Origin of the sequence: Bacillus sp. RB3 (genome assembly GCF_030164735.1) — a bacterium.
Lineage (GTDB): Bacteria > Bacillota > Bacilli > Bacillales > Bacillaceae_G > Bacillus_A > Bacillus_A cereus.
Map to the genome: position 1 here is coordinate 103,707 of NZ_JASNGE010000013.1, position 25,252 is coordinate 128,958.

Below are 25,252 nucleotides of genomic sequence, written 5' to 3' on the forward strand. Positions count from 1 at the left end.
TTATAACCCTCCACCAATATGTTGTTATCTTTTGATTAAAATGTTACTACATATAGTCTTACTGTTTCTGTGAGAAATGTAACATTACTGTGAAATTTTTTTCACGAAATAATGAATTTTTCATCTACAAAAAAGAAATGTGCTCTTTACAAATGTATGGTACAATATACGGGAAAAACTCTTTTTACCCTTTATCAACACATTTGAATAAAGGAGACTGAACTTATGGTTACTACATATCTTTTATTTATCGTTGCCTACTTACTTGGCTCGATTCCATTTGCACTAGTTGTTGGAAAAATCGGCTACGGAATCGATATTCGTGAGCACGGGAGCGGTAATCTAGGCGGAACAAACACATTCCGCACATTAGGGAAAAAAGCAGGTTTTATCGTTACAATTGCTGACATTTTAAAAGGGACATTAGCAACAAGTCTACCAATGATTTTCGGATTAGATATTCATCCACTATGGTTCGGGTTAGCGGCTGTTCTTGGACATGTCTATCCAATCTTCGCGAAATTCCGCGGTGGTAAAGCAGTTGCAACTTCTGCTGGGGTGCTATTATGCTATTCACCAGTTGTTTTTGCAATATTGGCTGTTGTATTTTTCACCCTTTTATTTACAACAAGATACGTATCACTTTCTTCTATGGTAACAGCAGTTGTTGCTGTTATTGCATCCATTGTTAGCGGGGATAAAATCTTCATTATTGCGATGTGTTTATTAGCAGGTATGGTTATTTATAAACACCGTGCAAATATCGGACGAATTATAAATAAAACTGAACCAAAAGCAAACTTTTCAAAAAAGCAAAAATAAGATCGTAACCCACATAACGCAAAAAGAAAACGTGAAGCATATTAATAGCGTCTTTTTGCGTTATTTTTTATACTAAAGAAAAAGCAACATAATTTGGAGGAACTATACATGAATCTTTCCGTAACAAAAGAAGCAGCACAATGGTATAAAAATGAATTAAACTTACAATCAAATGAAACACTACGCTTTTTCGTACAATACGGTGGTTGCAGTACTGTGCAAAAAGGACTTTCTTTAGGGATTCGTAAAGATGATCCTGCACATCCTGCTGTTCAAATTCAAGAAGAAGGTATTAACTTCTTTATTGAAGGCGATGATGAATGGTTCTTCGATGGACATAATTTATCTGTTACACTTAACGAAGGTGACGACTTCCCACAATTTAATTATGAAAAATAAAAAAACGTGGCTTCTGCCACGCTTTTTTATTTTTTCTTAATTTCCTCATATTTCGCATACCACTCAGGATATAACTTTTTAAATGATACAGGGCGGAACCCTTCTTTTTTCGCACAAATATTCGTCGTACTTGCAGTAATACAAAGTTCACCATCACCATTATATATTTCATATCCATATACAACGCGAAGTGGGCTCACAGTATCTACCCATGTTTTTACGATTGCTTTTTCTCCGTAACGCATCGCTTTACGGTATGAAATTTGTAAATCTAACACAGGAGAAATAATTCCTTCTTTCTCCATTTCAACATATGAAAAACCTAAATCTTGTATAAGTTTCGTGCGACCTAACTCAAGCCACACTAAGTAGTTTGAATGGTAAACAACACCCATTTGATCTGTTTCCGCATAACGGATTTCAACTTCATGTTCTGCTACAAACATATGTATATTCGCCTTCTTTCACTTCTGCTACCTTGCATACATTTAATCATAATACAGTGACATCAAAAATAAAATAAAAATAGTGAATCTTTTCCCGAAAGGAGCAAGCATATGATTCAAATTGTAACGGTTCGTAGCGGTGATAGCGTATATAGCTTGGCATCAAAATATGGATCAACACCTGACGAAATAGTAAAAGACAATGGACTAAATCCCGCTGAAACGCTCGTTGTTGGTCAGGCACTTATCGTTAATACGAAAGGAAATAATTATTATGTACAGCCTGGTGACAGCCTCTATCGGATTTCTCAAACATATAATGTCCCCCTCGCTAGTTTAGCTAAAGTTAATAATTTATCTTTAAAATCTATTCTCCATGTCGGACAACAATTATATGTACCAAAAGGCACAAAACGAGCTGTAGAATCCATCGCTTATTTACAACCTTCCACTATACCGATTAAAGAGAGTTTAGTTAATGCTACACGTGCCATCAATCCATTTTTAACATATTTAGCTTATTTTAGTTTTGAGGCAAAAAGAGATGGCACATTAAAAGAACCTACTGAAACAGCTAAAATTGCTAATATTGCAACGCAAGGGCAAACAATCCCTATGCTCGTTATTACAAATATTGAAAATGGTAATTTCAGTGCAGATCTAACATCGGTTATTTTACGCGACGCAACGATTCAAAACAAATTTATTACTAACATTTTGCAAACAGCTGAAAAATATGGCATGCGAGACATTCATTTCGATTTCGAGAGTGTAGCACCCGAAGACCGCGAGGCCTATAATCGCTTTTTACGAAATGTAAAAACACGCTTACCTAGCGGGTACACATTAAGCACAACTCTCGTACCGAAAACAAGTTCAAATCAAAAGGGAAAATTTTTCGAAGCCCATGATTATAAAGCGCAAGGGCAAATTGTTGATTTCGTCGTCATTATGACATATGACTGGGGTTGGCAGGGCGGGCCACCAATGGCAATCTCTCCTATTGGTCCTGTAAAAGAAGTACTTCAATACGCAAAATCTCAAATGCCTCCCCAAAAAATTATGATGGGGCAAAACTTATACGGATTCGATTGGAAACTTCCGTTCAAACAAGGGAATCCACCAGCAAAAGCAGTTAGCTCTGTCGCAGCTGTTGCACTTGCTCGTAAATATAATGTTCCTATCCGCTATGATTTCACAGCTCAAGCTCCACATTTTAATTACTTTGACGAAAATGGCGTACAACATGAAGTTTGGTTTGAAGATGCGAGGTCTATTCAAAGTAAATTCAATTTAATGAAAGAGCAGGGCATTGGCGGTATTAGTTATTGGAAGATTGGCTTGCCATTTCCACAAAATTGGCGTTTACTTGTTGAAAACTTTACGATTACGAAAAAGGGCTGACAAAAGTCAGCCCTTTTTGTACATTTTGTTAAGATTCATCTTTGATTTCACTTTTTAATGAGTCAATACTTTCTAAACGTCTTTGATTTTTTGCTTCAATAGCAGCACGATCTTTTTCATTAGAAAGTTCCGCTGTTTCTTTTGCTTCATTAAAGTTATCAACTGTATTTTGCACCATTTCTTGTAACTTTTCAGCGTTGTCACTTCGATTATCTGGATTTGGCATGTACTTCCCTCCTAATATTGTATATACACACCATCTTAAATTACCTATCTTTCCTCAAATTTATACATAAAAAAGGAGAATGTAATATTCTCCTTTTCTTTAACCATTATCAACAATCGGTTGTTTACCTGTTTGATCTTGCATTTGCTTTCCTTTATTTCCACCAGCTTTTTTTGATTGTGTTCCAATATGATTCGGTGCAAAGTCTTTTGAATTTTTTTTCGGATTACCCATTACTATCGCCTCCTTAACACTAGTATCGTACTAGTGTTAAGAATTATTCAGCTTGCTTAAAAAGTTTCATTTCATAACGTTTTTCAATGCGCTCTTCAATGCGATCAATTGCCTCACGATCGCTTAATAATTGTTGTTTATTTTCATTTACAAGTTCTTCAAACGATTTACGGCGACTTCTTCTCATGTTGTTCACCCTCTCTCCTTCGCTTTCTTATTACATAGTATGAGCAAACAAAAAACTCTTTAATCAGATTTGCAAGAAAATTTTATGTTTTAGTACTCCTAAAAAAACTCCGTGTACAATATATTGCACACGGAGTTTTTTATACCATAATATTTAAATACTCTTTCAACTTTTCATCTGCATTCATTTCATTTTCTTTAAAATCATGAAGCGCCTGTAATACAAAATCATACTGCTCTAAAATATAACTTTCTAATTTCATAACATCCTCTAAGCTATTAAGCATAATTCTCGTATTACCAACTTCACTTTTTAACGCCGGTTCACATTTTAAACTTGTACATATTTCTTTCACATCTTCTTCTAATATCTCTGTTAATACATATTTCTTTCGCCCTTTTACCTTTAATCTCATAACTGGATAAAAAGCTTTTATATCTAAATAACTTCCTACGTTCATACAACGTAGCCATTCTACATTACGTTTATTACATGCAAGTATTTCTTTCACCGCTTCATATACCGCAGTTTCATCAAGCATAGCCTTATTTACTTTTCGTTTCCCTTCTTCTTCAATAGCTGCACACTTTTGATAAACAGCAGCACACGTAATGCAATCGTCAAATGCATTATGAGAGCTTAAACGAATTCCAAGCATTCGTTTTAACGTTTCAAGTTTATGATTAGGCGCATGCTTCATGTATTTCTTTGCTAAAAATACAGTATCAATTACTTTATTTTTAGGTTCAGGCAACCCAAGCATATTTACATTACTTTTCAAAAAGCGCATATCAAAAGAAGCATTATGGGCCACAATAACATTTGTATGTAAAAATGCTAAAAATAAAGGTAACACTTCTTCAATCGTCGGTGCATCTGAAACGCGATAATTAGTAATACCTGTTAAACTCGTTATTCGGTCCGGAATTGGCCGCTCTGGATTCACGTATGAAACAAATTGATCTACTAATTCATGATTACGATATTTCACTGCTGCAACTTGAATAATTTTATCATTATAAGGGTTAAATCCTGTTGTTTCAAAATCAATTACAACATAATCTAACGGTAAGGATACATTCCCCACTCCATACACTCCTTTATCTCTAAACGGTTATATTTCTTACATCATATCATGAAGTGATTACTACTTGAAAAAGAAAAGGCAGAAATGGGAACTCTCCATCTCTACCTTTTCACCATTATTTTAATTTAGCAACTCTTTTCTCCATCTCTTTTTGTGTCATCGGCCCAATAAACTTATCTTGAATGACACCTTTTGTATCTATAAAATACGAAGTTGGAATCGTAATTACTTTATAAGCTGTTGTCACATCAATGTTCTTGTCCAATAAAATAGGAAAAGTAATTCCTTTTTCTTTAGCAAAATTGCTTACCTTCTCTTCCCCCCCACCTTTTTCTGAAGGCGTATAATTGACCGCTAAAATTTCTACGTTCTCTTTATGTTCTTTATAGAAAGCCTCCATATCAGGCATTTCTTGCTGACATGGTCCACACCACGTAGCCCAAAAGTTTAAAATTACTTTCTTTCCTTTTAAATCCGATAACTTTACATTTGTCCCATCTAACTTCGTTAATGTAAAGTCCGGTGCACTCTTCCCTATCTCAATACCATTCCTTGCGATAATCTCTTTCATCGCAGCTTCACTTTTTTCTTGCTTCACTTTTACCGCCTGCTCTTTATGACCAAACTGTTCATAAGCTGCATATCCCGCTAAACAAAGTAACACTACAATAATCGTAAGCTTCCGCCACATTTTATATCACCCTAACGTATTATCTTCTTTTAATACATTCATCAAAATACTATATACCTTATTTTAGCTTATACGGACAAGCTTGGAAATATTCACATTCTAAATAATCAGAATTTTTATAACTAAGATGAAATATTTACCTTTTAATCATATAATTAGAAATACATAGAACATTTTACAATGAAAGGAGCCCTCATGAATTTATTTAAAAAAATACTTCTATATATTCTTAGTTTTATATTTTCCCCAATCGGAATTATCACATGGATTATCTCACTATTTAGTAAAGATCCTGAAAAAAAAACAGTTGGACATATTTGTCTCTATATCGCATTAATCTCATTTATCCTTTTGGCAGGCCTCGGCATTATTACTTTTTTCACGATGACTACCATTACTACTATAGAATAGCTATAGAAAGGATGATTGTTTTGGGAGAACACCCTATCACCAAAGAGCTACGCTATATACGAATATGCTTAGTTATTTTAGTAATCGTTCTTTTATTTTTCAGCAGTGAAAAAGTCGTTGAAATTTCTACAAATCATGATTCCATAGAAAATGTTCCCACCAGTAATATGACACAAATCGCGGAAAATACATTCGCTATTCAAGAATATAATCCATTACTAAGTAGCGAACATACAATTAAGATTTTCAAATATAATCCAGATACAAATCAACTTACTCTCGTCAAAGAAGTTAATTCTAGTGATTCGAATTCTTATACTTATCAACTTAATGAGACCGAATAAAGTGAAACTTTAATCAGCCCTCACCAATCGGACTGCCCGGCAAATAGCGGAATAAAGATAAGAGCATTACATATCTCTTATCTTTTTGTTTGCAACTCTTTGTACAATGAGTTGCAATTTAATAATTCTCTAGGATTCCCACATTCCACAATAGTCCCATTCTTTATGACAACAACACAATCTGCTATCATCGCTCTCTCTACATCATGTGTTGCCACAATTCTCGTTACATCTCTTCCTATCCCTTCAATCATATTCCAAACCAGTTCTTGATTGCCCGGATCTAACCCAGCCGTCGGTTCATCTAAAATAATAAGAGTTGGATTTGATACAATCGCGCGCAATAATGCAAGACGTTTTCTTTCGCCTCCCGAAAACTCTTCACCGCTTTTATGTAGCACAGTTTGACTCCCTTCAGGTAACCCTCTAATAATCGGCGTTGCATTTATAAGTTCACTATTTTTTTCTAACTGATTTTCTAAACCCTCTTCCCCGAAATACATATTCTCTGTTACCGTCGTTCGGAAAAAACGTGGTTCTTGCCACACTGTAGTCATACGAGCTTCATTACCATAATAAGCAATGCTACCGTTAGATGGTTTATACAAGCCCGTTATTAACTTTAAAAGCGTTGTTTTTCCTGCACCGCTTTCTCCCACAATCATAACGAGTTCACCAGGACGAATTTGCAAATCAATATTATGAATTCTGCATTTCTCTTCGTCATTCTCCTGAAATGAAACATTTGTTATCCTGATCCCCATCGCTCTTTCTACATTGCTATCTGCTGCTCGTTTATTTAAAAAGCAAAAAGCTCTATTTGCCGAAGCGACTGCAACTTGTGTCATTATTAATAAATCGCCCACATAACGGACAGGGAAAAAGAGCATCTCAATTGTCGCTAACACTGCAATGAGTGAACCAACTTCTATTTCTCCCCTCATTATTTTTTGTGCACCTATAATGAGAACAACAATATATGCTCCTGTTTCAATCACCGTTCCAACTACTCCAATGCAATGTTGCATCATCGTCTTCTTTACTTCTGATTTATACGATTGTGCCGTTACTTCTTTAAATAAGCGAATTGCCCATTTTTCTTTTTGTAAACTCCGCAAATCTTGTATCCCCTTTACAAACTGTGACACCATCTCTACAACACTTGAGTGATTTTTTTGAGAAACGCTTGCAATATCTCTTACCTTTTCTCCCATCAGTATTGGAACAATTGTACTTAAAAATAAAAACGGAGTTACCCACAATATAAACTGTATATCTATATGTTGTAGTGCTATGAAAGCTCCAATAAATTGGGCAATAGCGTGTATATATTCTATTAATATAGAGCCATATAATCTGACCCAGTTCGGAATATCAGACACGACCAAAGTTTCTAACTCTCCTTGCTTAATCTTCTCACTCTCTTCAAACGGTAATGAGAAATAGTGACGCAATAATTCTATACGTTTCGTTTGTAATATACGTTGACTCGCTTTTGAACTTATATAATCAAATAAAAGATTGTTCGCCCACATTAAAAAGTGACTACCCGCAAACAAAGCTATATATACATACGCACCTTTTAGCTCCCTTTGAATAAGATTGTCTACAATTAATCCCATGAAAATTGGGCGAGATAAATTTAAAATGGCAGCAATTATCCCACTACATACAGCTGCTATTACTAATATTTTTTCTTTCTGTAACGGTAACAGAATTCTTTTATATTCTTTCATGACGTTTCCTCCATTTTTCGTAGTAAAAAGAAAGGGATGAAACCAAATGGTTTCATCCCTTTCCATAAAATAAGGAAGCTAACTATTGTTAGCTTCCTTATTGTTCATTTCAATTATTTAGTTCGACACTTTAGACTCTTCAATTTTCTCACGAAGAACCATTTGCAGAATACCACCGTGACGGTAGTAGTCAATTTCTACTTCACTATCGAAACGAGCTACTACTTCAAATTGTTTTTCATTGCCATCTGCATCAGTTGCAACTACTTTCACAAGATCGCGTGGTCTAACTGTTTTGTCGATTTGAATTTCAAATGACTCGTTACCAACAAGACCTAACGTTTCAGCACTTTCGCCATCTTTAAATTGAAGTGGTAGTACACCCATTAACACTAAGTTACTGCGGTGAATACGCTCAAAGCTTTCTGCAATTACTGCTTTAATACCTAGTAAGTTTGTTCCTTTCGCAGCCCAGTCACGAGAACTTCCCATACCGTAATCTTTACCAGCAACAACTAGAAGGCCTGTGCCATCTTCTTTATATTTCATAGCAGCATCATAGATAGACGTTACTTCACCTGTTGGCCAATATGTTGTATATCCGCCTTCTGTTCCTGGTGCGATTTGGTTTTTAATACGGATGTTCGCGAATGTACCACGCATCATAACTTCATGGTTACCACGACGAGAACCGTAAGAATTGAAGTCAACTGGTTGTACGCCGTTTTCTAATAAGTAGCGTCCAGCTGGTGTATGCTTACCGATTGAACCTGCTGGTGAAATGTGGTCTGTCGTTACAGAGTCACCAAATTTACCAACTACGCGTAGGCCTGATAATGTTTCAACTTCACCTGGCTCTTTAGATAATCCTTCAAAGAATGGTGGGTTTTGAATGTATGTTGAATCATTATCCCAAGTATATAACGCTTCATTTGAAGTTTGGATTTCATTCCAACGCTCATTGCTGTTAAATACTTGTGCATATTCTTTCTTGAACAGTTCAGATGTAACAACACTTTGAACTACATCTTCAATTTCTTTAGCTGATGGCCAAATATCGTTGAAGTAAACAGCATTGCCATTTGCATCTTTACCGATTTCATCATTTTTCAGGTCAATATCAACAGTACCTGCAAGTGCATATGCCACAACTAGTGGTGGTGATGCTAAGTAGTTTGCTTTTACAAGTGGGTGGATACGCCCTTCAAAGTTACGGTTACCAGATAAAACAGATGTTACTAGTAAGTCGTTTGCTGCGATTGCTTCTTCTAATTCTGGCGCTAATGGACCAGAGTTACCGATACAAGTCGTACAACCGTAACCAACTGTTTGGAAACCTAATTGATCTAAATATGTTGTTAAACCAGACTTATCTAAGTACTCAGTAACAACTTTAGATCCTGGTGCTAATGATGTTTTTACATACTCAGGTACTACAAGTCCTTTTTCAATTGCTTTCTTCGCAACTAGACCTGCTCCAATTAATACGTATGGGTTTGATGTATTTGTACAGCTTGTAATTGCAGCGATTGCAATTGCACCTGTTTTCATCGTTACTTCTTTATCTTCTAATGTAACCTTCACTTCTTTATCGAACTCTTGCTCATTAAATCCAAGTCCTTGTGTTCCAACTGGTGCTAAAACAGCTTTGTGGAACGCATCTTTCATATCTGAAAGTGGAATTAAATCTTGTGGGCGTTTCGGTCCAGAAAGGTTAGATTCGATTGTATTTAAATCAATTTCTACAAGATCAGTGTAGATTGGATCTTTACTGTCTGCTGTATAGAATAAACCGTTCGCTTTACAGTATTCTTCAACAACGCGAATTTGTTCTTCATCTCTACCTGTTAAACGTAAGTATTCTAATGAAATATCATCGATTGGGAAGAATCCACAAGTTGCGCCGTATTCTGGTGCCATATTTGAAATTGTTGCACGGTCAGCTAAAGGCATGCTCTTTAGTCCATTACCGAAGAACTCAACGAATTTACCAACTACACCTTTTTGACGTAATACTTGCGTTACTTTTAAGGCAACGTCAGTTGCTGTAGTACCACTTGGAAGTGTACCTGTTAATTTCACACCGATTACTTCAGGTACTGGGAAGTATGAAGGCTGTCCAAGCATTCCTGCTTCTGCTTCAATACCACCAACACCCCATCCAAGAACGCCGATACCATTAATCATTGTTGTATGTGAGTCTGTTCCAACTAATGAATCTGGGTATGCAACTAAGTCACCTTCAGCATTTTTCACAGCATGAACAACTGGTGCTAAATATTCAAGGTTTACTTGGTGTACAATACCTGTAGCTGGTGGAACTGCACGATAGTTATCAAATGATTTTTGTGCCCAGCTTAAAAATTTATAACGTTCTTCATTACGTTTAAACTCTAAGTCCATGTTGAATGCAAGCGCGTCTGCCGTACCCGCTCTATCAACCTGTACAGAGTGATCAATTACAAGGTCTACAGTAATTTCTGGATTGATTTTATCAGGATCTCCACCCATGTCTGCCATTGCTTTACGAAGCGAAGCCAAATCAACAACAGCTGGTACACCAGTGAAATCTTGTAAAATTACACGAGATGGTTTAAATGGAACATCGATATCTTGCACATCTTTCGTTCCCCATTTCGCTAAATTTGTAACATGCTCTTCTGTAATTACACGTCCGTCTACTTGACGAAGTACTGATTCAAGTAAAACTTTCACGGAATATGGTAATTGAGATACGTTGCCAACCCCTGCATTTTCAAGCGCTTTCAAATCATAATAATGATACGTTTTTCCATCTACTTCAAAAGTTGCACGTGATTGAAATGGATTATGTTTGACCATTATGTTTCCCCCCTGTTAAACGTGACTAAGTTGTCTGAATATAAAATGTAGACAAACTTTTCAATACCTTACGATAATATCTTATTACAACTTTCTAAATAAGTAAATAATAAGAAACTTATAGATTATCATAAGTTTTCTTTATGTTTCTAAATTTGAATAGTGTTCATGCTCCTTATGAATACTATTACCATAAAGTAAAGTGCTCTATTAGCGCTTTACTTATAGTTCATACACACTATGAACTGCTCATCATTCAACATACAAAAAAATGTTATAGAGGTGAAATAAAATGGGTAAAAGAAAAGCAAATCATACTATTTCAGGAATGAATGCAGCATCCGCACAAGGACAAGGTACTGGTTATGACGAAGAGTTTGCAAATGAAAACTTAACTCCTGCAGAAAGACAAAATAATAAGAAACGCAAAAAGAACCAGTAACGAAAAATCCCAAAAGGAACATTCACCTTTTGGGATTTTTTCTAATGTTTATAACGTAACAATTCTGAAACCGTTACAAATCGATAGCCTTGTTTTTTTAGCTCAGGTAAAATTTTTGCTAGTGCTGCTACCGTTTGACTACGATCATTTCCTCCATCATGTAACAATACAATATCGCCACTTTTAGCATTTTTCACTACATGATTTACGATAGATTCCACCCCTGGATTTGCCCAATCACGTGGGTCTTGATGCCACGACCATAGAACGGTTTGATAACCTGCTTCTTTTGCTGTTTTAAATACAGCATCGTTAATATATCCACCAGGAGGACGGAATAGCAACGGTTCTTTCACCCATTTTTCGAAAAATTTTTTTCCATCCAAAATATCTTTTTTTAATTTTTCATCTGATGAACTATTTGCATATAAATGATTCATCGTATGATTTCCAATCTCATGTCCCTCTTTTAACACTTGTTTCACTAAATATGGATTGCGCTGAACTCGAAATCCAATCATAAAAAATGTCGCTTCAGCCTTATATTGACGTAATAAATGTAAAACTTGTGGTGTATACGTTGGATCTGGTCCATCATCAAATGTAATGGCAATAATTTTTTCATTATTAGGTACTTCCCACGTTACATAGCCAGTTGGTTCTAGCTCTTTTCTGAGCAACATTTTCGCTTCCACTTTTTCAACTTGAAATATATGTACTGCGCATAATAAAGAAAAAACGAATAGAAAAATTTTCTGTTTTCGCATAATGTTCATTAAAGTAAGAGGTTGTCAAATACACAACAACCTAATTTACTTTTCTAATTGATCTACATTTCGCATTATATTTTGGAGATTATTTTCATATTGCTCAAGTTGTGGACGTTGTGTTTCTGAAGCTACCTCTAGTGCATTTTGAATTTGTTCATATGCTTCCTGAACCTCTTGGCGTAATTCTTTTAAATCATGACCGTAGTTTGGATCATTTTTCACAATGTTGTTAAATGCATTTTCTGCTTGTGTAACGCCTTGCTGCGCTGCTTGAAACGCTTGTTGTTTATCTTTATGATATGGCATTATATAATCCCCTTTCTGTAATAGTTAGTCCCAATTATCTTTACCTTTTTTTCTAAAAACATTCTCGTATAAATTTGCAAACTTCTCTCATTCTAAAAAGGAAGAGGAGGTGTCACATACAATGGGAAAAAACAATCGTGAAGCGAAAGAAAAAAAAGGACAACCTGAACCATTAAGCGGATCTCATAAAGTAAAAAACCGTAACCATTCACGCCAAAAACATCATGCGCATCATGATATGTAAAACAAAAAGTGCACACTAGCTATCTTTTCCACATACAATGTTTATATTTTTCCATTTATTCTTCACCCCTAATTCATTCATGCATAACATAGTATGAATTGAGATTTTACGGAGGGTGTCTTACATGGGCAAGAAAAAGAAGGATTGTCTTTTTCATGTTGATGGTTTCGAAGAATGGATGGATCAGTTTTGTTCTGACTCTTGTAGTAACTTTAGTTTCCCAAATCAAATTCATATTGACCTTTGCGAAACTGAACAAGAATACATTTTGGAAACAGATGTACCAAATGCCAATGAACAAAATGTAGTCATTAAAAAGATGGAGACAGGCCTAACCATTTGCATACTTCATAAAAACATTTCTTTGCAGCGAACTATCCCTTTACCCGCTAATGTTATTTATAAGAAGATGCTAGCCTGCTTAGAGAATGGTTTTTTGGCCATTCATATTTCCAAAAATGAAGTTGCTGATAAACATGAAAAGAAAGTTCTTTTTTCAAATTAAGAGTTAATATAATACAAACATAAGCCCCAGTTGGTACTGGGGCTTATGTTATTTCGCATGCATTTCTATATTAGAATTTCTATCATATCTTTTTTTCAATAAACCTTTTGTAACTAAAAGCACAGGAAATGCCACAGTTGAGAATATAGCTAATGCTGAAAATACTGCAAACCCATTTTGGTACCCGTAGTAATCGAGAAGTACTCCTCCAAACCACGGACCTATTACTGCTCCAATTCCCGAAAAGCCCATCGCACCGAAGTATGTTCCTTTTAGATGCGCAACAGCAATATCATCAATAAATACATCCGTCATCGAAAACATTAAGACTTCTCCAATTGTAAAAATAATTGTACAAACGGCAGCACCTAGCATGGATTCTACTATTCCAAAGCCAAATAATCCCCCACTCACAAATAAAGCCCCCACCATAATTGATGTTAACGGTGTATACTTTTTACAAATTTGAATAACAGGGTATTGAATTACGACTACAACAATCGCATTTAAAGCTAGCATATATGAAAATAATTTCACTCCATCCTGAAATATATGTGCATTTGCAAAATATTGAGATACTGTTGTCGTTAAATGAGAAAAACCACAATTACTCAAAATAATACCAACTAGTGCAACTAAAAATACGACATCCTTTCGCAAAATACGAATTGCCTTTAACATTGTGACAGGCTTTTCTGTATTTACTTTCTTTTTTTCAATCGGATACTTCTTAAATTGGAACGCTAATATAGCTGTATATAAAATGTATACTCCAGCTGCTACTAAAAAAGGAATTGTTGATTTTGCGCTTCCAATCTGTAACCCGACAAGTGGGCCAATCGCTACTCCAACATTGATTGCACCGTAACGCAAATTATATACGAGTAAACGATACTCAGGTTTCGTTAAATCTGATAATAACGCTCTTGATGTTGGCTCAAAAAATGACCTACATAATCCATTCAAAGCATTTAATAAAAAGAAACTTAAAACATGATCCGCAAGTGAAAAACCTATAAACACAAAAATCCAAACGATCATGGACCAGAGCATAATCGTTTTCCGGCCAAATCGATCTGATAAATTCCCTCCGATAAAACTAGCAAAAACACCAACAAGTGCACTCGTTCCAATAATAGCACCAGTCATTCCAGCTGATACACCTTTAACAGTCGTTAAATAAATCGCTAAAAAAGGGATACTCATTGAAGTAGCAAATCTAGCAAACAATGTCCCTAAAATAATACTCATTCCAAGTGGATGAATATGCTTTAACTTTCCCTTCATCTTTAAACCTACTCTCCCTGTTCTTACATAAAAAAAGAAAGCAAAGGATCTGCTTTCTTTTCCCTTTTTATACTTGCGCTGTTGATACCCGCGCTGTTCTCGTTATATCCATATCTATGCCATATGTAAACTGTAATTCTTTACAAACATCTTTAATTAATATTGCAACATTATACTTCTCATTAAATTGTAAAACGATGTTCTCCACTTCTTCATATGTATACTTATATTCGCCTGTAATGACACTTTTTAGATCAAAGCATTCGTTAATACAAAGTTGTACAAGTAGCTGGTCATATTTCTCTATTACATCTTCTTTCTTCCAAAGTAACTCTTTTACATATAACCGATCAAACTTCACACTTTCTCGATTACAATCCGTTAAAATCCGGGTCATTTCATTTAATTCTCGATACAATTCAGAAATATTTTTGCTTAAACTAAGCAGTTTATCTACGCCATTTTCATATAACATATTTATTCCACCCCCGCATTTTCTTCTTATTATAGCAAGAAAATTCTAAAAATAGTTTCTTTCTTCTGAAATATTAGGAAACTAATTTCAATTGCTTTACAATGAAACTAGTTAATGCGAGAGGAGAAAGAAAATTGGAGCACAAATTATATTACACTGACGCTTATAAGCAAGAATTTACTACTAAAATTATAAAGCAAGATTATGATAAAGACGGTAACTTATACGTTGTTTTAAACGAAACCGCATTTTATCCGACTGGTGGCGGACAACCACATGACACTGGAACTTTAAATGGTATTGCTGTACTTGATGTTGAAGAAGTCGACGAAGAAATCCGCCACTTCATTGCAGAACAATTACACACAGAAGACGTAGAAGGTAAAATCAATTGGGAGCGCCGGTTTGATCATATGCAGCAACATGCAGCTCAGCACATTTTATCTGCTGTTTTTTGGGACTATTTCAACATACCTACGATTGGATTCCATCTTGGAAAAGAAACGATAACAATTGATTTAGAAACAGAAAATCTGCATGCAGAAACGGTTGAAAAGGCAGTACAAATTGCCAATAAAATCGTTTTTGAAAACCACCCAATCCGTATAGAGTGGATGAACTTAGAAGAAGCAAAAACATTACCTCTTCGTAAAGAACCAACTATGACAGAGAATATACGTGTTGTTATTATCGAAAATTACGACTACAATGGCTGTGGTGGAACCCATCCGAAATGCACTGGTGAAGTTGGTCCTATTCAAGTACTAGGATGGGAGCGCAATAAAGGTGGTATACGCTTAACCTTTATCGCTGGTTGGCGTACACTTAAATTAATGGGGCAACAGCAACAAATTATGAAAGATGTTTCCAAACAATTAAACAGTAGCGAAACTGATATCCCAGCAAAAGTAGCACAGCTTCTTACCTCTCAAAAGGAAAACGAAAAAACAATACAAACAATGAATGAAAAATTATTATTTGCAGAGGCAAATGAATTACTGCAACAGCCCACCGAAATACATGCTGGGTTACTTATTTCTAAAGCATTTACAGATCGTTCTATGCAAGAAATTGCAAAACTATCAGCTATCATTACAGAACAACAAGAGCATGCAATTACGTATTTCGTTATTGAAAATGATGACAAACTACAATGTATTCTCGCTTGCGGAAAAACAGTAACGCTCGATATGAATGCTCTTTTAAAAGATGCTCTTCCTGCAATTGAAGGAAAAGGTGGCGGAAATAAAAAGAGTGCACGCGGCGGCGGAAAAGCGGTTATGCACGGGGACGAGTTTTTAAATCAGCTTGTTTCTTCTTTACAGTCAGCAGTGTAAAACATGTTTATGAAGGATAGCTAACGGCTATCCTTCAACTATATTTACAGGCCTATATGTTGTTTCAACCCTTGATAACTCCCTGCATTTGCAAAACCGTCACTTATAAGATTGATAAAAGTTTCCGAAAAACCATAATAACTTAATTCGTTAATCGGTACCATTTGCACATCATGAATCGGATTATGATCGAACTCGTTAGAAGGTAGTGTAATTTCACCTTCAATCCTTTCAAGCAGAAACGTAATATGTAACAAAGATGGACTAGCATCTGGTTTATCACAAACATAGAGTAGCTTCTTAATTTTAACTTCTAATCCTGTTTCTTCTCTCATTTCTCGAATCATCGCTTCTTCTAACGCTTCACCATTCTCTACCCTTCCTCCAGGTAAAGACCAATCGCGATTAGCCACTTTTTGCTTTACTAGCAATACTTTTTCATCTTCAATTAAAATTCCCGTAACACGAACTTGCATTATATTTTCTATATATAACCTCCTCTTCCCATTATATTTACACATTAATCCTTCCATAAAAAGAACGTATGTTTTATAATTAAAGAAAATTATGGAAGAAAGTAGTTGTTACATTCATGCGACCATCTTTAACAAAAACTATATCTCTTACAGATTTCCAAAATTATTATTGGTTAAAAGCAGAACTGCAAACATTTTGTCGCGAGCATGGTCTGCCAGCTAGTGGCTCTAAGACCGAAATAACCGAGCGTATCTCACATTATTTAACTACGGGGAAAGTCTTAAAAAACAGCTCTGTGCAAAAAGTGAGCAAAGCTCCCCTCTCTTATAAAGACCTTTCTCTTCAAACGATTATTACTAAAAATCACCGCTGTAGCGAAGAGATTCGTGCTTTTTTCAAAGAAAAAATCGGAACAAACTTCCGCTTTACAGTAGCTCTTCAAAAATTTTTCAAAGAGAATGTTGGAAAAACATATGAAGACGCGGTAGCTTTTTGGCATGAAGAAAACGAACGAAAAAAAGACCCTACATACAAAACAACTATCGGTGCACAATTTGAATACAATCGCTTTACTCGTGACTTTTTCAAAGATCCAAATAATAAAGGAAAAGCAAAAGCTGATGCGATTGCTGCTTGGAACGAAATGAAAGCGAAGCCTGGCAGCAATGTTTATGTTCCTCAAAAAGTAGAAAACTAGTTACCTCACTAGTCTTCTACTTTCTCAAATAATAGCGCAATCCCTATCCCGCCTCCAATTCCTAATGTAGCAATTCCATATTTCATAGACTCTCTTTGAGCCTGATAAAACAAACGTGTTACAAGCATAGCCCCAGATGCACCGTACGGATGACCGAGCGCAATTGCCCCACCATTTACATTTAATTTTTCATACGGAATTTGTAACTCTTTTGCGCAAGCAACAACTTTTGAGGCGAATGCTTCATTTATTTCAAAATAATCGATGTCCTCTACTTTTACATTCATTTCGTTTAATAATCTGTTCACCGCAAATATCGGACCAGTCCCTGGGAGATTGGGATCCACTCCCACTACAGTACTACGAACGAAACGAAGGACAGGTTTATAACCTAACTTTAAGGCTTGTCCCTCTTCCATTACAAGAACAGCACATGCCCCATCATTTACACCACATGCATTACCTGCCGTCACTGTTCCATTTTGTAAAAATGCGGGCTTTGTTCTTTTAATGATTCGTTCATAATTCATTTCTGGCTTTATAGATTCATCTAATAATCCATTAAAAGAAAATATTTCATCATGTATATATCCTTTTTCTAACGCTTGCAGTGTCCGCTTATAACTAAGACAAGCGTACTCGTCTTGCATTTCTCTCGTTATGTTATAACGCTCCGCAACATATTCAGCAGCTACTCCCATGTCAGGATCACCAATTGTTTCAGGTGAAAATCTTGCTCTTTTTTGAAAAGGTGACGTACTTGTACTCTCTACTCCTCCGGCGATATAGCAATTACCTGCCCCGCCTTGAATGAGATGACATGCAGTTCGAATTGCTTCTAAACCAGCACCACATTGCCGATCAATCGTTACACCAGGAATATGATAGCCAAGTCCTGCCTCTAAAGCAGATAATCTTGCAACATTCCCTCCTGGCCCAACAACATTTCCTAATATAACATCGTCTATCTCTCTCTTAATTCCTTTACTTAAAAACGTAAGAAGCGGCGTTGCTAATTGCTGAACTTCATACTCTTTTAATATCCCATCCTTCTTACCGATAGGTGTTCTTTTCGCCTCTACAATAACTGCCTTATTCATATGTTTTCTCCCGGTTTTCAATCATACTTTTTGCTTCCATACGAGCGATTTTCCCACTATTTGTATAAGGTATTCCATCTACAAAATGCCATTCTTTCGGTATTTTAAACGAGGATAATCGTTGTAAGCAAAAACTCTTTAATTGTTGTTTCGTAGCACTTCCTTTTACGATCGCGACGGGCTTTTCACCCCAGTAACTATCTTTCACACCAATTACAACTATTTCATCAACAGCTGGGTGTTCATGTAATACACTTTCTATTTCTTCTGGATAAATATTGATTCCTCCAAATAAAATCATATTCTTCTCTCTACCAACAATATATATAAAGCCTTCTTCATCTTCATAGCCTACATCTCGCACTGTCATCCAGCCATCTGCATTCAACTCCCGTGTTAAAACCCCATCTATTATGTATCCCATAAAAAACTGATCACTTTTCACATAAACAGTTCCTATCTCGCCTTTTTGTACTTCTTCGCCTGCTTCATTACATATTCGAACTTGCACATTGTGACAAGGTTTTCCTACTGAATTTGGCCTTCTTTCGCTTTCTGCATCGACTAGTGCTGTTACAAAACTTAACTCTGATGCACCATAAAATTCATATCTTTTCGCATAAGGAAATATATTCTTTATTTTTTCTTTCGCTTCAGCTTCCCATTTCGCTCCTGATGAAATAATTTTCATTTTATTTTCTATTAATCTATTTTCTTTATATAAAGATTCAAGCATTGTCGGAACTGTATACATAACCGATATATTTTCAGTTTCTAACTTATCTAATACTTGATTCGGAATGAACTTTCTCATAATGTGCACCGTTTGTCCTACATATAATGCACTTATTGCCCCGTATAAGAAAAGAGAATGAACGAGCGTCCCAGCTATTAAAATTGAATCCTCCATTTTCATATGAAAGTCATGTACATTACAATCAAAACTATGAACCCACGATTGCTGTGCACGTAAAAATGCTTTTGCTTTTCCAGTTGATCCTGATGTAAATCCCATATAAAAGGGAGCATTTCGTAAACTTTCTACAGTGGAATGTGTAGGAAGATATTTCTCTATCATTCTTTTCCACTCATCAATTTCAATTACTCTTCCTTCTTCATCAGGTAGATCATTTACCTTATATCGTTCTGTCACAATCATATCCAGATTACTGATCTCAATTCTTTCTCTGAGCTCATCTTGTTTCCACTTTATATCTAACGGAACACAAACCCACCCGGCCATAGCGGCACCAGCGAATAGTTGTAAAAACTCTATACGATTTTCTAATAGGATTGCTATTGTTTTATTCTTTGATTCTGTTGCGTGCAACCAGTTTGCTACTTTACAAACTGATTCGAACCACTCTTTATATGTTAAAACTCTATCATTTTCCTTTATCGCTATTTTATTTGGTTGTAAAGAGGCATGCTTTTTGTATTCTTTTGTAATACCCATATGAGACGTCCTTTCTTTACAAAAATAATAAAAAGAAACACGGAATTAACGTGTTTCTTCCCTTTATCATCCCGCATTTGTATATTTTCCATTCTTTAAAGCGGGCGTAATAATATGTTTCAATGAACGATGTAATTTTGTTACGAGAATCGCCGCGATAATTGCTTTTATACAATCCCCTGGTAAAAACACAGCACTCACTTTCATTGTCTCCCATACAGAAACATCCATTAAAAACGCTTGTACAGTAATACCAAATACATAAACTACGAAAATACCACCAATTATATTAATACATAATACTTTTATAATAGAAACTTCACGTAAACGCTCAATTAAATAACCAATAACAAACGCTCCAATGATGTAACCAAGTAAATATCCTGCACTTGGCCCAACAAATACACCAAGGCCACCGCGTCCACCAGCAAGTAATGGTGCTCCAACTCCTACAATAAGTAAGAAAATAAGCTGACTTAATGCACCAAGGCGTGACCCTAACAATCCACCCGCAAGCATAACACCGAGTGATTGCAATGTAATCGGAACTGGTGTAATAGAAAGAGCAATCGGAGGTATTAACCCTAACACTCCCATAATAGAACTAAATAAAGCGACGAAAACTAATTTTTTTGTATGCATATTTTCTTCTCCTGTTTGTAAACTTAAAAGTGTTTTTAGGTAACATATCACGAAAATTATATTATCTTTCCACCCTTCTTTTGTCAACTTTTATTTCATTTAAGTTTACAAATAAGAATTCACTTATTTCTCTCTATGCAAATGCTCCAGTTCTTTCCGAAGCGCCTGTTTCAAAAACTTCCCAACAGATGTTTTCGGTATTTCTTCCATAAATACAATATCATCTGGTAACCACCACTTCGCAAACTGTGGTTTTAAAAACTCATATATTTCTTCTTTTGTAACCGTACTATTTTTCTTTTGAACGACGCAGGCAATTGGTCGCTCTTGCCACTGAGGGTGAGGAACTGCAACGACAGCCGCTTCAAATATAGCATCATGTGCCATTAAAGCATTTTCAAGATCGACCGAAGAAATCCATTCTCCCCCGCTTTTAATAACATCCTTCGTACGGTCAACAATCTTCACGCAACCTTCCTCATCCACTGTGACAACATCACCAGTATATAACCATCCATCGCGAAAACCTTCAACAGTACGATCATCGTTATAATAGCTTTCAGCGATCCAAGGTGCTCGTAAACATAATTCTCCCATCTCAGTACCATCCCACTTCACTTCACCATTTGTACCGACTACTTTCATCTCGACACCAGGTACAAGATATCCTTGTTTGGAGCGAATTTCTAGTTGCTTTTCATACGATAATTCCGTTTCATAACTTTTTAAACGTGCAAGTGTTACGAGTGGACTCGTTTCAGTCATACCATATGCATGTATGAACGGAACATTATGTTTCTGTTCAAATGCTTTAATAACACTTTTCGGCGCCGCTGCACCTCCGCATAGTATTCTCGTCATACTAGATAAATCGTAACTATTATTTTCTAACTCTTGTAATACGCCGAGCCAAATTGTCGGCACACCCGCAGCTAACGTCACTTTTTCTGATTGAATCATCTCTAATAAAATTTTCGGGGTAAACATCGGTCCAGGAAGAACTTGTTTTGATCCAAACCAAGTAGCCGCAAAAGGAAGTCCCCAAGCGTTCACATGAAACATCGGGACGATTGCCATTGCTGCGTCACTTTCCGATAAAGCAGCTGTATCAGCTAAACCGAGTGCCATACAATGCAATACAGTACTACGATGCGTATATACAACACCTTTTGGGTTTCCTGTAGTCGCTGACGTATAACACATACCAGCAGGTGTATTTTCATCAATATCTTTTACAAATTGGAAATTGGGATCGCCTTCTTCTAATAGCTTTTCATAATGATATACAGGCTCCAGCATAGTATTTGGAAGTTCATCTTTATCAGTCATAATAATGTAAGCTTGTACAGTTGATAATTGTGATTGAATATTTTCAACGAGCGGTACGAGATCTTCATCTATAAGTAGAATTCGGTCTTCTGCGTGCTGAATAATGTATGAAATATGTTGAGGAGATAAACGAATATTAATCGTGTGCAAAACAGAAGCAATACCTGGAATAGCAAAATACGCTTCTACATGTCGATGATGGTTCCACGCTAACGTTCCTACACGTTCACCTTCTTTAATTCCAAGCTTTTTCAACGCACTGGAAAGTCTTCTCGTCCTTTCCCCTAACTGCTTATATGTTAACGTTGTAACTGTATCATGTGTCCGTGAAACAATTTCTTTCTTCGAAAACAGTTTCTCTGCTCTTTCCATCATAGAACTAATTGTTAGCGGTACATTCATCATCATATTGGTTATATCCCCCTTTAAAGCGTTTTCATTTTTCGTTTATTATAACAGAATTCCGCAAATGGTTACGACATTTTTCTGTTTTTTCTGAATTATTTCTTTGGAAATAATTCAGAACGATAAAAAACATGTTTTGAATACATTGATTCGAAACATGTTTTTTATCTTTTATAAACTATCTACCTTTTTTCTTACTTTCTTTTTCAGTTTAAAAATAAAACGATTACTGTATTCCTTATTTTCTACTAAAATTCGATATATCTCCCATACTCCTAACACACGAACAAAAAGATAAACTCCGATAGCAATAAGTACAACACAGTACGGATAATACTGAACTAATTCCCCTGAAGTGATATGCTTTTTCTCAAACAAAAACGGGATCGCGCCTGCTGCTATAAAACAAAATCCAACGATCATTACCGCAGCATACTTCTTCTTAATAATCACATATCTTTTTGTCAATTCTTTTAGAAAGTTTTGATCAAATAGTAGTTCTTCCTTTTTCAATACATTGTATCGACTCTCTTCTATCGTTACAGGTGCCATCATTGCTCCAATTCCAAGAACAGCAATGATAATGACAAGAAATGTCGACATTGTTGCATTTTCTTTAAATAATAGATACGGTATTGTAGACAAAATAAGCAAACTAAACCCTAACGCTATATATTTTGAAATCTTTTGTCCGTACACTATATACCCTTCTGCCATTTCCTGACTTACGTAATAGCCATCCACATTTTCATTACTTTGCTCTGCAGTTTCTTTTAATAAATAGTCGAGTGATACTTCAAAAACATTTCCAATCATTATTAACTTTTCAGTTTCAGGAAAACCTTGACCGTTTTCCCATTTACTAACCGCTTGCCTTGTTGTGTTTAATTTTTCAGCTAATGCTTCTTGAGAAAGGCCCTTTTCCTTTCTTAATTTAAAAAGCTTTTCACCAAATCCCATATGTGTGCCCCCCTTTGTTTTCTTACCTAAATTGTATGTAGACATTGCCCTTATCTCTATCTTCCCGGGGTTGCACTTTGTCAACTTACGGTTGCGATTGTGTTATTTAGTGGTTTTATAGACGATTTAGCTATTTTCCTTCTATGATTATGGCGTTAATAAACCAAGACCCCTTAACAACCAATTATAACAATTAAAGGTAATTATTGTTATAAAAAACAAAAAAACTCCTTTATTCATTTAAAGGAGTTTTTTATATGAAATATTTCATTTATCCATATATCTTTCTCGAGATATACAATATCTTTTCGTGTCACGATACTTACCTTTAATGAACATATCCTTTTGAATCGTGCACTCGTACTCCATATTCAAACGTTTCATTAATTTTTCAGATGCTTCATTTTCTGAATCACATCCCGCTTCAATACTATTAAGATGCAACTCATGAAAACCATAGTAGAAAAAAGCTAATGCAGCCTCCGTAGCTAATCCTCTTCCCCAATATTTTCGAGATAAGGCGTATGCAATTTCTGCTGTATGTGTGACCAAATCATATTTTATAAATCCACACGTGCCTATAAGTTTCTTCTCCTCTTTTAATACAATTCCAAGAGGTGCTACTTGCCCTTCATTATATTGCCCCACAATTTCTTCTACATAGTTATATGTGTCACATAACGATCGATGAGCATCCCATACAGTAAAAGTTGTCATCTCTTTATCTGTAGCATACTCATATATATGTAAACTATCACTCATATTCATTTTCCTTAACATAAGTCGTTTCGTATACAACGTTGGATATGACCATTTCTCAATAATTATAACGGCTTCTGCTTAAACTTTTCATAATGTCGTACTTTTAATAAAAGGATATTCCCGCAATCTGTACAAATATAAGCATCCACCGGTGAAGATGTGAACATCGTTTCCTTTTTCCGTATTTGTGCATATCCGACAAACTCACCTTCTCCTATGTTTTGAGAACCACAATTAGAGCATGTCTGCACGGTTTTTTGTTTCATGAGAGCACCACCTTTAATCTGTTTCCACTCCCTTCGACAGCTCACTTCCATTTCCCTTCCAAAAAACCTCTTATTCTCTCACATTTCAACAGGAATCTCAAAACAAAAATCGTATATGTACTATGAAATATATTTATTAACGGAGGAATTTTATGACTACTGTTATAACACTCGATATAGCAACAGAAATTGAAAATGCAGAAATTGATATGCTCTCTTCTAGATTAGAGGGACTACAAGCAATGAGTGAAAATCCAATGCAAGTGCAAATAAAAAATTTCGGTAGTGCCACTGCCTTTTCATCAAAAATAATTGCCGGTCCTGCTTTTAATACGGTAAAAGGTATTACAAATGCAGATGCGATTGATGCAATCATTTCTTATTATGAATCACTACAAATTCCTTGCCGTTTTGAAATTACACCAGCGCAAGGCACAACTGAACTATTTCAATACTTATCTCAAAAAGGTTTTTACCAATCTAGCTTCCATACTGCTTTGTATAGTATACCGAGAGAGAGTTCATCACTTCTTCCTTCTAATATTACAATACGAAAACTAAAAGAAAATGAATTTGATATTTTTGCAGACATTTATGTATGTGGATTTAATATGCCATCCTTTACAAAAGATAGCGTGCGCCAAAATAATGAAATTCTTTACAATGAACCAGGATGGCATTTTTTCATAGCTGAAGTTCAAAATATCCCTGCTGGTATTGGTGTCCTGTATATAAATAAGGGTGTCGCATCATTAGCTGCTTCTGCTACTTTGCCAGAATTTCAGCGTAAAGGCTGTCATACTGCATTAATTCAAAAACGAATTAAGACAGCTATTGAATCCAATTGTACTTTAATAGTTGGACAAGCAAGGTTCGGTAGCGGCAGTCAAAATAACATGGAACGTGCCCACATGAAAATTGCTTATACAAAATCAATATGGACCGCAAGAGACATATTATAATT

Annotated in this window: 31 protein-coding genes; 11 read left to right on the plus strand and 20 right to left on the minus strand. The window is 35.6% G+C overall.

What is annotated here, in order from left to right:
- Nucleotides 1-225: 225 nt before the first annotated feature.
- Both plsY and QO049_RS17785 read left to right on the plus strand, forming a co-directional pair.
- Nucleotides 226-822 carry a glycerol-3-phosphate 1-O-acyltransferase PlsY gene (plsY, locus tag QO049_RS17780; protein WP_078403743.1) on the plus strand — a complete coding sequence of 199 codons (597 nt, stop codon included), beginning with the start codon at nt 226-228 and terminating at the stop codon, nt 820-822.
- 108 nt (nt 823-930) lie between these two features.
- On the plus strand, nt 931-1,221 hold the full coding sequence (locus tag QO049_RS17785) for a HesB/YadR/YfhF family protein (protein ID WP_001054453.1): 291 nt from the start codon (nt 931-933) through the stop codon (nt 1,219-1,221).
- A gap of 26 nt (nt 1,222-1,247) precedes the next feature.
- Here QO049_RS17785 and QO049_RS17790 read toward each other — a convergent pair whose 3' ends face one another.
- Nucleotides 1,248-1,667 carry an acyl-CoA thioesterase gene (locus QO049_RS17790; protein WP_000495812.1) on the minus strand — a complete coding sequence of 140 codons (420 nt, stop codon included), beginning with the start codon at nt 1,665-1,667 and terminating at the stop codon, nt 1,248-1,250.
- Nucleotides 1,668-1,778: 111 nt separating this feature from the next.
- Between QO049_RS17790 and QO049_RS17795 the strand changes: the two genes are divergently transcribed.
- Nucleotides 1,779-3,071: a glycoside hydrolase family 18 protein gene (locus QO049_RS17795; protein WP_000614862.1), complete on the plus strand. Its 1,293-nt coding sequence runs from the start codon at nt 1,779-1,781 to the stop codon at nt 3,069-3,071.
- 28 nt (nt 3,072-3,099) lie between these two features.
- On the opposite strand, the gene tlp is transcribed toward QO049_RS17795, so the two are convergent.
- The 5 genes from tlp to QO049_RS17820 form a co-directional block, all read right to left on the minus strand.
- On the minus strand, nt 3,100-3,297 hold the full coding sequence (gene tlp, locus QO049_RS17800; protein ID WP_001133511.1) for a small acid-soluble spore protein Tlp: 198 nt from the start codon (nt 3,295-3,297) through the stop codon (nt 3,100-3,102).
- A gap of 99 nt (nt 3,298-3,396) precedes the next feature.
- On the minus strand, nt 3,397-3,531 hold the full coding sequence (gene sspN / locus QO049_RS17805) for an acid-soluble spore protein SspN (RefSeq protein ID WP_000527987.1): 135 nt from the start codon (nt 3,529-3,531) through the stop codon (nt 3,397-3,399).
- 43 nt (nt 3,532-3,574) lie between these two features.
- Nucleotides 3,575-3,718, minus strand: coding sequence for an FbpB family small basic protein (locus tag QO049_RS17810; protein ID WP_001254703.1), 144 nt, complete (start codon nt 3,716-3,718; stop codon nt 3,575-3,577).
- 139 nt (nt 3,719-3,857) lie between these two features.
- Nucleotides 3,858-4,805 carry a 3'-5' exonuclease gene (locus QO049_RS17815; RefSeq protein WP_284489364.1) on the minus strand — a complete coding sequence of 316 codons (948 nt, stop codon included), beginning with the start codon at nt 4,803-4,805 and terminating at the stop codon, nt 3,858-3,860.
- Between the two features lie 115 nt (nt 4,806-4,920).
- Nucleotides 4,921-5,496, minus strand: a complete 576-nt coding sequence (locus tag QO049_RS17820; RefSeq protein WP_000269054.1) for a redoxin domain-containing protein — start codon at nt 5,494-5,496, stop codon at nt 4,921-4,923.
- 195 nt (nt 5,497-5,691) lie between these two features.
- Between QO049_RS17820 and QO049_RS17825 the strand changes: the two genes are divergently transcribed.
- Both QO049_RS17825 and QO049_RS17830 read left to right on the plus strand, forming a co-directional pair.
- On the plus strand, nt 5,692-5,907 hold the full coding sequence (locus QO049_RS17825) for a hypothetical protein (RefSeq protein ID WP_246960909.1): 216 nt from the start codon (nt 5,692-5,694) through the stop codon (nt 5,905-5,907).
- Between the two features lie 11 nt (nt 5,908-5,918).
- Nucleotides 5,919-6,251, plus strand: coding sequence for a YmzC family protein (locus QO049_RS17830; protein ID WP_246960911.1), 333 nt, complete (start codon nt 5,919-5,921; stop codon nt 6,249-6,251).
- Between the two features lie 77 nt (nt 6,252-6,328).
- On the opposite strand, the gene QO049_RS17835 is transcribed toward QO049_RS17830, so the two are convergent.
- A complete protein-coding gene (locus tag QO049_RS17835) occupies nt 6,329-7,987 on the minus strand; it encodes an ABC transporter ATP-binding protein (RefSeq protein ID WP_000666360.1) in 1,659 nt (552 codons plus the stop codon).
- Between the two features lie 117 nt (nt 7,988-8,104).
- Entirely contained in the window at nt 8,105-10,828 is a 2,724-nt protein-coding gene (gene acnA, locus QO049_RS17840) for an aconitate hydratase AcnA (protein ID WP_000238558.1), read from the minus strand.
- A 292-nt stretch (nt 10,829-11,120) separates the two neighbouring features.
- Here acnA and sspO point away from each other — a divergent pair, with 292 nt between their 5' ends.
- The gene (gene sspO, locus QO049_RS17845; protein WP_246960914.1) at nt 11,121-11,270 is read left to right on the plus strand and encodes an acid-soluble spore protein SspO; all 150 of its coding nucleotides are present in this window, start codon (nt 11,121-11,123) and stop codon (nt 11,268-11,270) included.
- A 41-nt stretch (nt 11,271-11,311) separates the two neighbouring features.
- Here sspO and pdaB read toward each other — a convergent pair whose 3' ends face one another.
- Nucleotides 11,312-12,037: a polysaccharide deacetylase family sporulation protein PdaB gene (pdaB, locus tag QO049_RS17850; protein WP_003284976.1), complete on the minus strand. Its 726-nt coding sequence runs from the start codon at nt 12,035-12,037 to the stop codon at nt 11,312-11,314.
- Nucleotides 12,038-12,082: 45 nt separating this feature from the next.
- Complete coding sequence (locus QO049_RS17855; protein ID WP_001146295.1) at nt 12,083-12,346, minus strand: hypothetical protein; 264 nt, start codon at nt 12,344-12,346, stop codon at nt 12,083-12,085.
- A 121-nt stretch (nt 12,347-12,467) separates the two neighbouring features.
- On the opposite strand from QO049_RS17855, the gene QO049_RS17860 reads away from it, so the two are divergent.
- Together QO049_RS17860 and QO049_RS17865 are read left to right on the plus strand one after the other, a co-directional pair.
- Nucleotides 12,468-12,590, plus strand: a complete 123-nt coding sequence (locus QO049_RS17860) for a small acid-soluble spore protein P (protein ID WP_000517649.1) — start codon at nt 12,468-12,470, stop codon at nt 12,588-12,590.
- A gap of 124 nt (nt 12,591-12,714) precedes the next feature.
- The gene (locus tag QO049_RS17865; RefSeq protein WP_000516731.1) at nt 12,715-13,095 is read left to right on the plus strand and encodes an Hsp20/alpha crystallin family protein; all 381 of its coding nucleotides are present in this window, start codon (nt 12,715-12,717) and stop codon (nt 13,093-13,095) included.
- Nucleotides 13,096-13,143: 48 nt separating this feature from the next.
- On the opposite strand, the gene QO049_RS17870 is transcribed toward QO049_RS17865, so the two are convergent.
- A complete protein-coding gene (locus QO049_RS17870) occupies nt 13,144-14,382 on the minus strand; it encodes an MDR family MFS transporter (RefSeq protein ID WP_087947803.1) in 1,239 nt (412 codons plus the stop codon).
- 67 nt (nt 14,383-14,449) lie between these two features.
- Nucleotides 14,450-14,857 (minus strand): hypothetical protein, encoded by a 408-nt coding sequence (locus QO049_RS17875; protein WP_000965133.1) that lies wholly within the window; start codon nt 14,855-14,857, stop codon nt 14,450-14,452.
- A 134-nt stretch (nt 14,858-14,991) separates the two neighbouring features.
- Between QO049_RS17875 and QO049_RS17880 the strand changes: the two genes are divergently transcribed.
- Nucleotides 14,992-16,194, plus strand: coding sequence for an alanyl-tRNA editing protein (locus QO049_RS17880; RefSeq protein ID WP_170924527.1), 1,203 nt, complete (start codon nt 14,992-14,994; stop codon nt 16,192-16,194).
- 44 nt (nt 16,195-16,238) lie between these two features.
- On the opposite strand, the gene QO049_RS17885 is transcribed toward QO049_RS17880, so the two are convergent.
- A complete protein-coding gene (locus QO049_RS17885) occupies nt 16,239-16,727 on the minus strand; it encodes an NUDIX domain-containing protein (RefSeq protein WP_284489365.1) in 489 nt (162 codons plus the stop codon).
- 59 nt (nt 16,728-16,786) lie between these two features.
- Between QO049_RS17885 and QO049_RS17890 the strand changes: the two genes are divergently transcribed.
- On the plus strand, nt 16,787-17,368 hold the full coding sequence (locus QO049_RS17890; RefSeq protein WP_098568266.1) for a DUF6434 domain-containing protein: 582 nt from the start codon (nt 16,787-16,789) through the stop codon (nt 17,366-17,368).
- Nucleotides 17,369-17,376: 8 nt separating this feature from the next.
- Here QO049_RS17890 and QO049_RS17895 read toward each other — a convergent pair whose 3' ends face one another.
- The 7 genes from QO049_RS17895 to QO049_RS17925 form a co-directional block, all read right to left on the minus strand.
- Nucleotides 17,377-18,468, minus strand: coding sequence for an acetyl-CoA C-acyltransferase (locus tag QO049_RS17895; RefSeq protein ID WP_087947806.1), 1,092 nt, complete (start codon nt 18,466-18,468; stop codon nt 17,377-17,379).
- Nucleotides 18,461-19,924 carry an acyl-CoA synthetase gene (locus QO049_RS17900; RefSeq protein ID WP_048568329.1) on the minus strand — a complete coding sequence of 488 codons (1,464 nt, stop codon included), beginning with the start codon at nt 19,922-19,924 and terminating at the stop codon, nt 18,461-18,463. Before QO049_RS17900 ends, QO049_RS17895 begins: the two co-directional genes overlap by 8 nt.
- 66 nt (nt 19,925-19,990) lie before the next feature.
- Nucleotides 19,991-20,566, minus strand: coding sequence for a biotin transporter BioY (locus tag QO049_RS17905; RefSeq protein WP_000556954.1), 576 nt, complete (start codon nt 20,564-20,566; stop codon nt 19,991-19,993).
- A gap of 123 nt (nt 20,567-20,689) precedes the next feature.
- Nucleotides 20,690-22,303, minus strand: coding sequence for a long-chain fatty acid--CoA ligase (locus QO049_RS17910; protein WP_061655810.1), 1,614 nt, complete (start codon nt 22,301-22,303; stop codon nt 20,690-20,692).
- Between the two features lie 168 nt (nt 22,304-22,471).
- Complete coding sequence (locus tag QO049_RS17915; protein WP_000505614.1) at nt 22,472-23,260, minus strand: helix-turn-helix domain-containing protein; 789 nt, start codon at nt 23,258-23,260, stop codon at nt 22,472-22,474.
- A 267-nt stretch (nt 23,261-23,527) separates the two neighbouring features.
- Complete coding sequence (locus QO049_RS17920; RefSeq protein WP_000582844.1) at nt 23,528-24,088, minus strand: GNAT family N-acetyltransferase; 561 nt, start codon at nt 24,086-24,088, stop codon at nt 23,528-23,530.
- Nucleotides 24,085-24,288 carry a hypothetical protein gene (locus tag QO049_RS17925; RefSeq protein WP_000810948.1) on the minus strand — a complete coding sequence of 68 codons (204 nt, stop codon included), beginning with the start codon at nt 24,286-24,288 and terminating at the stop codon, nt 24,085-24,087. Before QO049_RS17925 ends, QO049_RS17920 begins: the two co-directional genes overlap by 4 nt.
- A gap of 152 nt (nt 24,289-24,440) precedes the next feature.
- Here QO049_RS17925 and QO049_RS17930 point away from each other — a divergent pair, with 152 nt between their 5' ends.
- The gene (locus QO049_RS17930; RefSeq protein ID WP_098281424.1) at nt 24,441-25,250 is read left to right on the plus strand and encodes a GNAT family N-acetyltransferase; all 810 of its coding nucleotides are present in this window, start codon (nt 24,441-24,443) and stop codon (nt 25,248-25,250) included.
- The last annotated feature ends 2 nt before the right edge of the window (nt 25,251-25,252 follow it).

Coding starts and splice junctions, on each gene's coding strand:
- plsY (WP_078403743.1), top strand. CDS start 226: ATGGTTACTACATATCTTTTATTTATCGTTGCCTACTTACTTGGCTCG.
- QO049_RS17785 (WP_001054453.1), top strand. CDS start 931: ATGAATCTTTCCGTAACAAAAGAAGCAGCACAATGGTATAAAAATGAA.
- QO049_RS17790 (WP_000495812.1), bottom strand. CDS start 1,667: ATGTTTGTAGCAGAACATGAAGTTGAAATCCGTTATGCGGAAACAGAT.
- QO049_RS17795 (WP_000614862.1), top strand. CDS start 1,779: ATGATTCAAATTGTAACGGTTCGTAGCGGTGATAGCGTATATAGCTTG.
- tlp (WP_001133511.1), bottom strand. CDS start 3,297: ATGCCAAATCCAGATAATCGAAGTGACAACGCTGAAAAGTTACAAGAA.
- sspN (WP_000527987.1), bottom strand. CDS start 3,531: ATGGGTAATCCGAAAAAAAATTCAAAAGACTTTGCACCGAATCATATT.
- QO049_RS17810 (WP_001254703.1), bottom strand. CDS start 3,718: ATGAGAAGAAGTCGCCGTAAATCGTTTGAAGAACTTGTAAATGAAAAT.
- QO049_RS17820 (WP_000269054.1), bottom strand. CDS start 5,496: ATGTGGCGGAAGCTTACGATTATTGTAGTGTTACTTTGTTTAGCGGGA.
- QO049_RS17825 (WP_246960909.1), top strand. CDS start 5,692: ATGAATTTATTTAAAAAAATACTTCTATATATTCTTAGTTTTATATTT.
- QO049_RS17830 (WP_246960911.1), top strand. CDS start 5,919: ATGATTGTTTTGGGAGAACACCCTATCACCAAAGAGCTACGCTATATA.
- QO049_RS17835 (WP_000666360.1), bottom strand. CDS start 7,987: ATGAAAGAATATAAAAGAATTCTGTTACCGTTACAGAAAGAAAAAATA.
- acnA (WP_000238558.1), bottom strand. CDS start 10,828: ATGGTCAAACATAATCCATTTCAATCACGTGCAACTTTTGAAGTAGAT.
- sspO (WP_246960914.1), top strand. CDS start 11,121: ATGGGTAAAAGAAAAGCAAATCATACTATTTCAGGAATGAATGCAGCA.
- pdaB (WP_003284976.1), bottom strand. CDS start 12,037: ATGCGAAAACAGAAAATTTTTCTATTCGTTTTTTCTTTATTATGCGCA.
- QO049_RS17855 (WP_001146295.1), bottom strand. CDS start 12,346: ATGCCATATCATAAAGATAAACAACAAGCGTTTCAAGCAGCGCAGCAA.
- QO049_RS17860 (WP_000517649.1), top strand. CDS start 12,468: ATGGGAAAAAACAATCGTGAAGCGAAAGAAAAAAAAGGACAACCTGAA.
- QO049_RS17865 (WP_000516731.1), top strand. CDS start 12,715: ATGGGCAAGAAAAAGAAGGATTGTCTTTTTCATGTTGATGGTTTCGAA.
- QO049_RS17870 (WP_087947803.1), bottom strand. CDS start 14,382: ATGAAGGGAAAGTTAAAGCATATTCATCCACTTGGAATGAGTATTATT.
- QO049_RS17875 (WP_000965133.1), bottom strand. CDS start 14,857: ATGTTATATGAAAATGGCGTAGATAAACTGCTTAGTTTAAGCAAAAAT.
- QO049_RS17885 (WP_284489365.1), bottom strand. CDS start 16,727: ATGGAAGGATTAATGTGTAAATATAATGGGAAGAGGAGGTTATATATA.
- QO049_RS17890 (WP_098568266.1), top strand. CDS start 16,787: ATGCGACCATCTTTAACAAAAACTATATCTCTTACAGATTTCCAAAAT.
- QO049_RS17895 (WP_087947806.1), bottom strand. CDS start 18,468: ATGAATAAGGCAGTTATTGTAGAGGCGAAAAGAACACCTATCGGTAAG.
- QO049_RS17900 (WP_048568329.1), bottom strand. CDS start 19,924: ATGGGTATTACAAAAGAATACAAAAAGCATGCCTCTTTACAACCAAAT.
- QO049_RS17905 (WP_000556954.1), bottom strand. CDS start 20,566: ATGCATACAAAAAAATTAGTTTTCGTCGCTTTATTTAGTTCTATTATG.
- QO049_RS17910 (WP_061655810.1), bottom strand. CDS start 22,303: ATGATGATGAATGTACCGCTAACAATTAGTTCTATGATGGAAAGAGCA.
- QO049_RS17915 (WP_000505614.1), bottom strand. CDS start 23,260: ATGGGATTTGGTGAAAAGCTTTTTAAATTAAGAAAGGAAAAGGGCCTT.
- QO049_RS17925 (WP_000810948.1), bottom strand. CDS start 24,288: ATGAAACAAAAAACCGTGCAGACATGCTCTAATTGTGGTTCTCAAAAC.
- QO049_RS17930 (WP_098281424.1), top strand. CDS start 24,441: ATGACTACTGTTATAACACTCGATATAGCAACAGAAATTGAAAATGCA.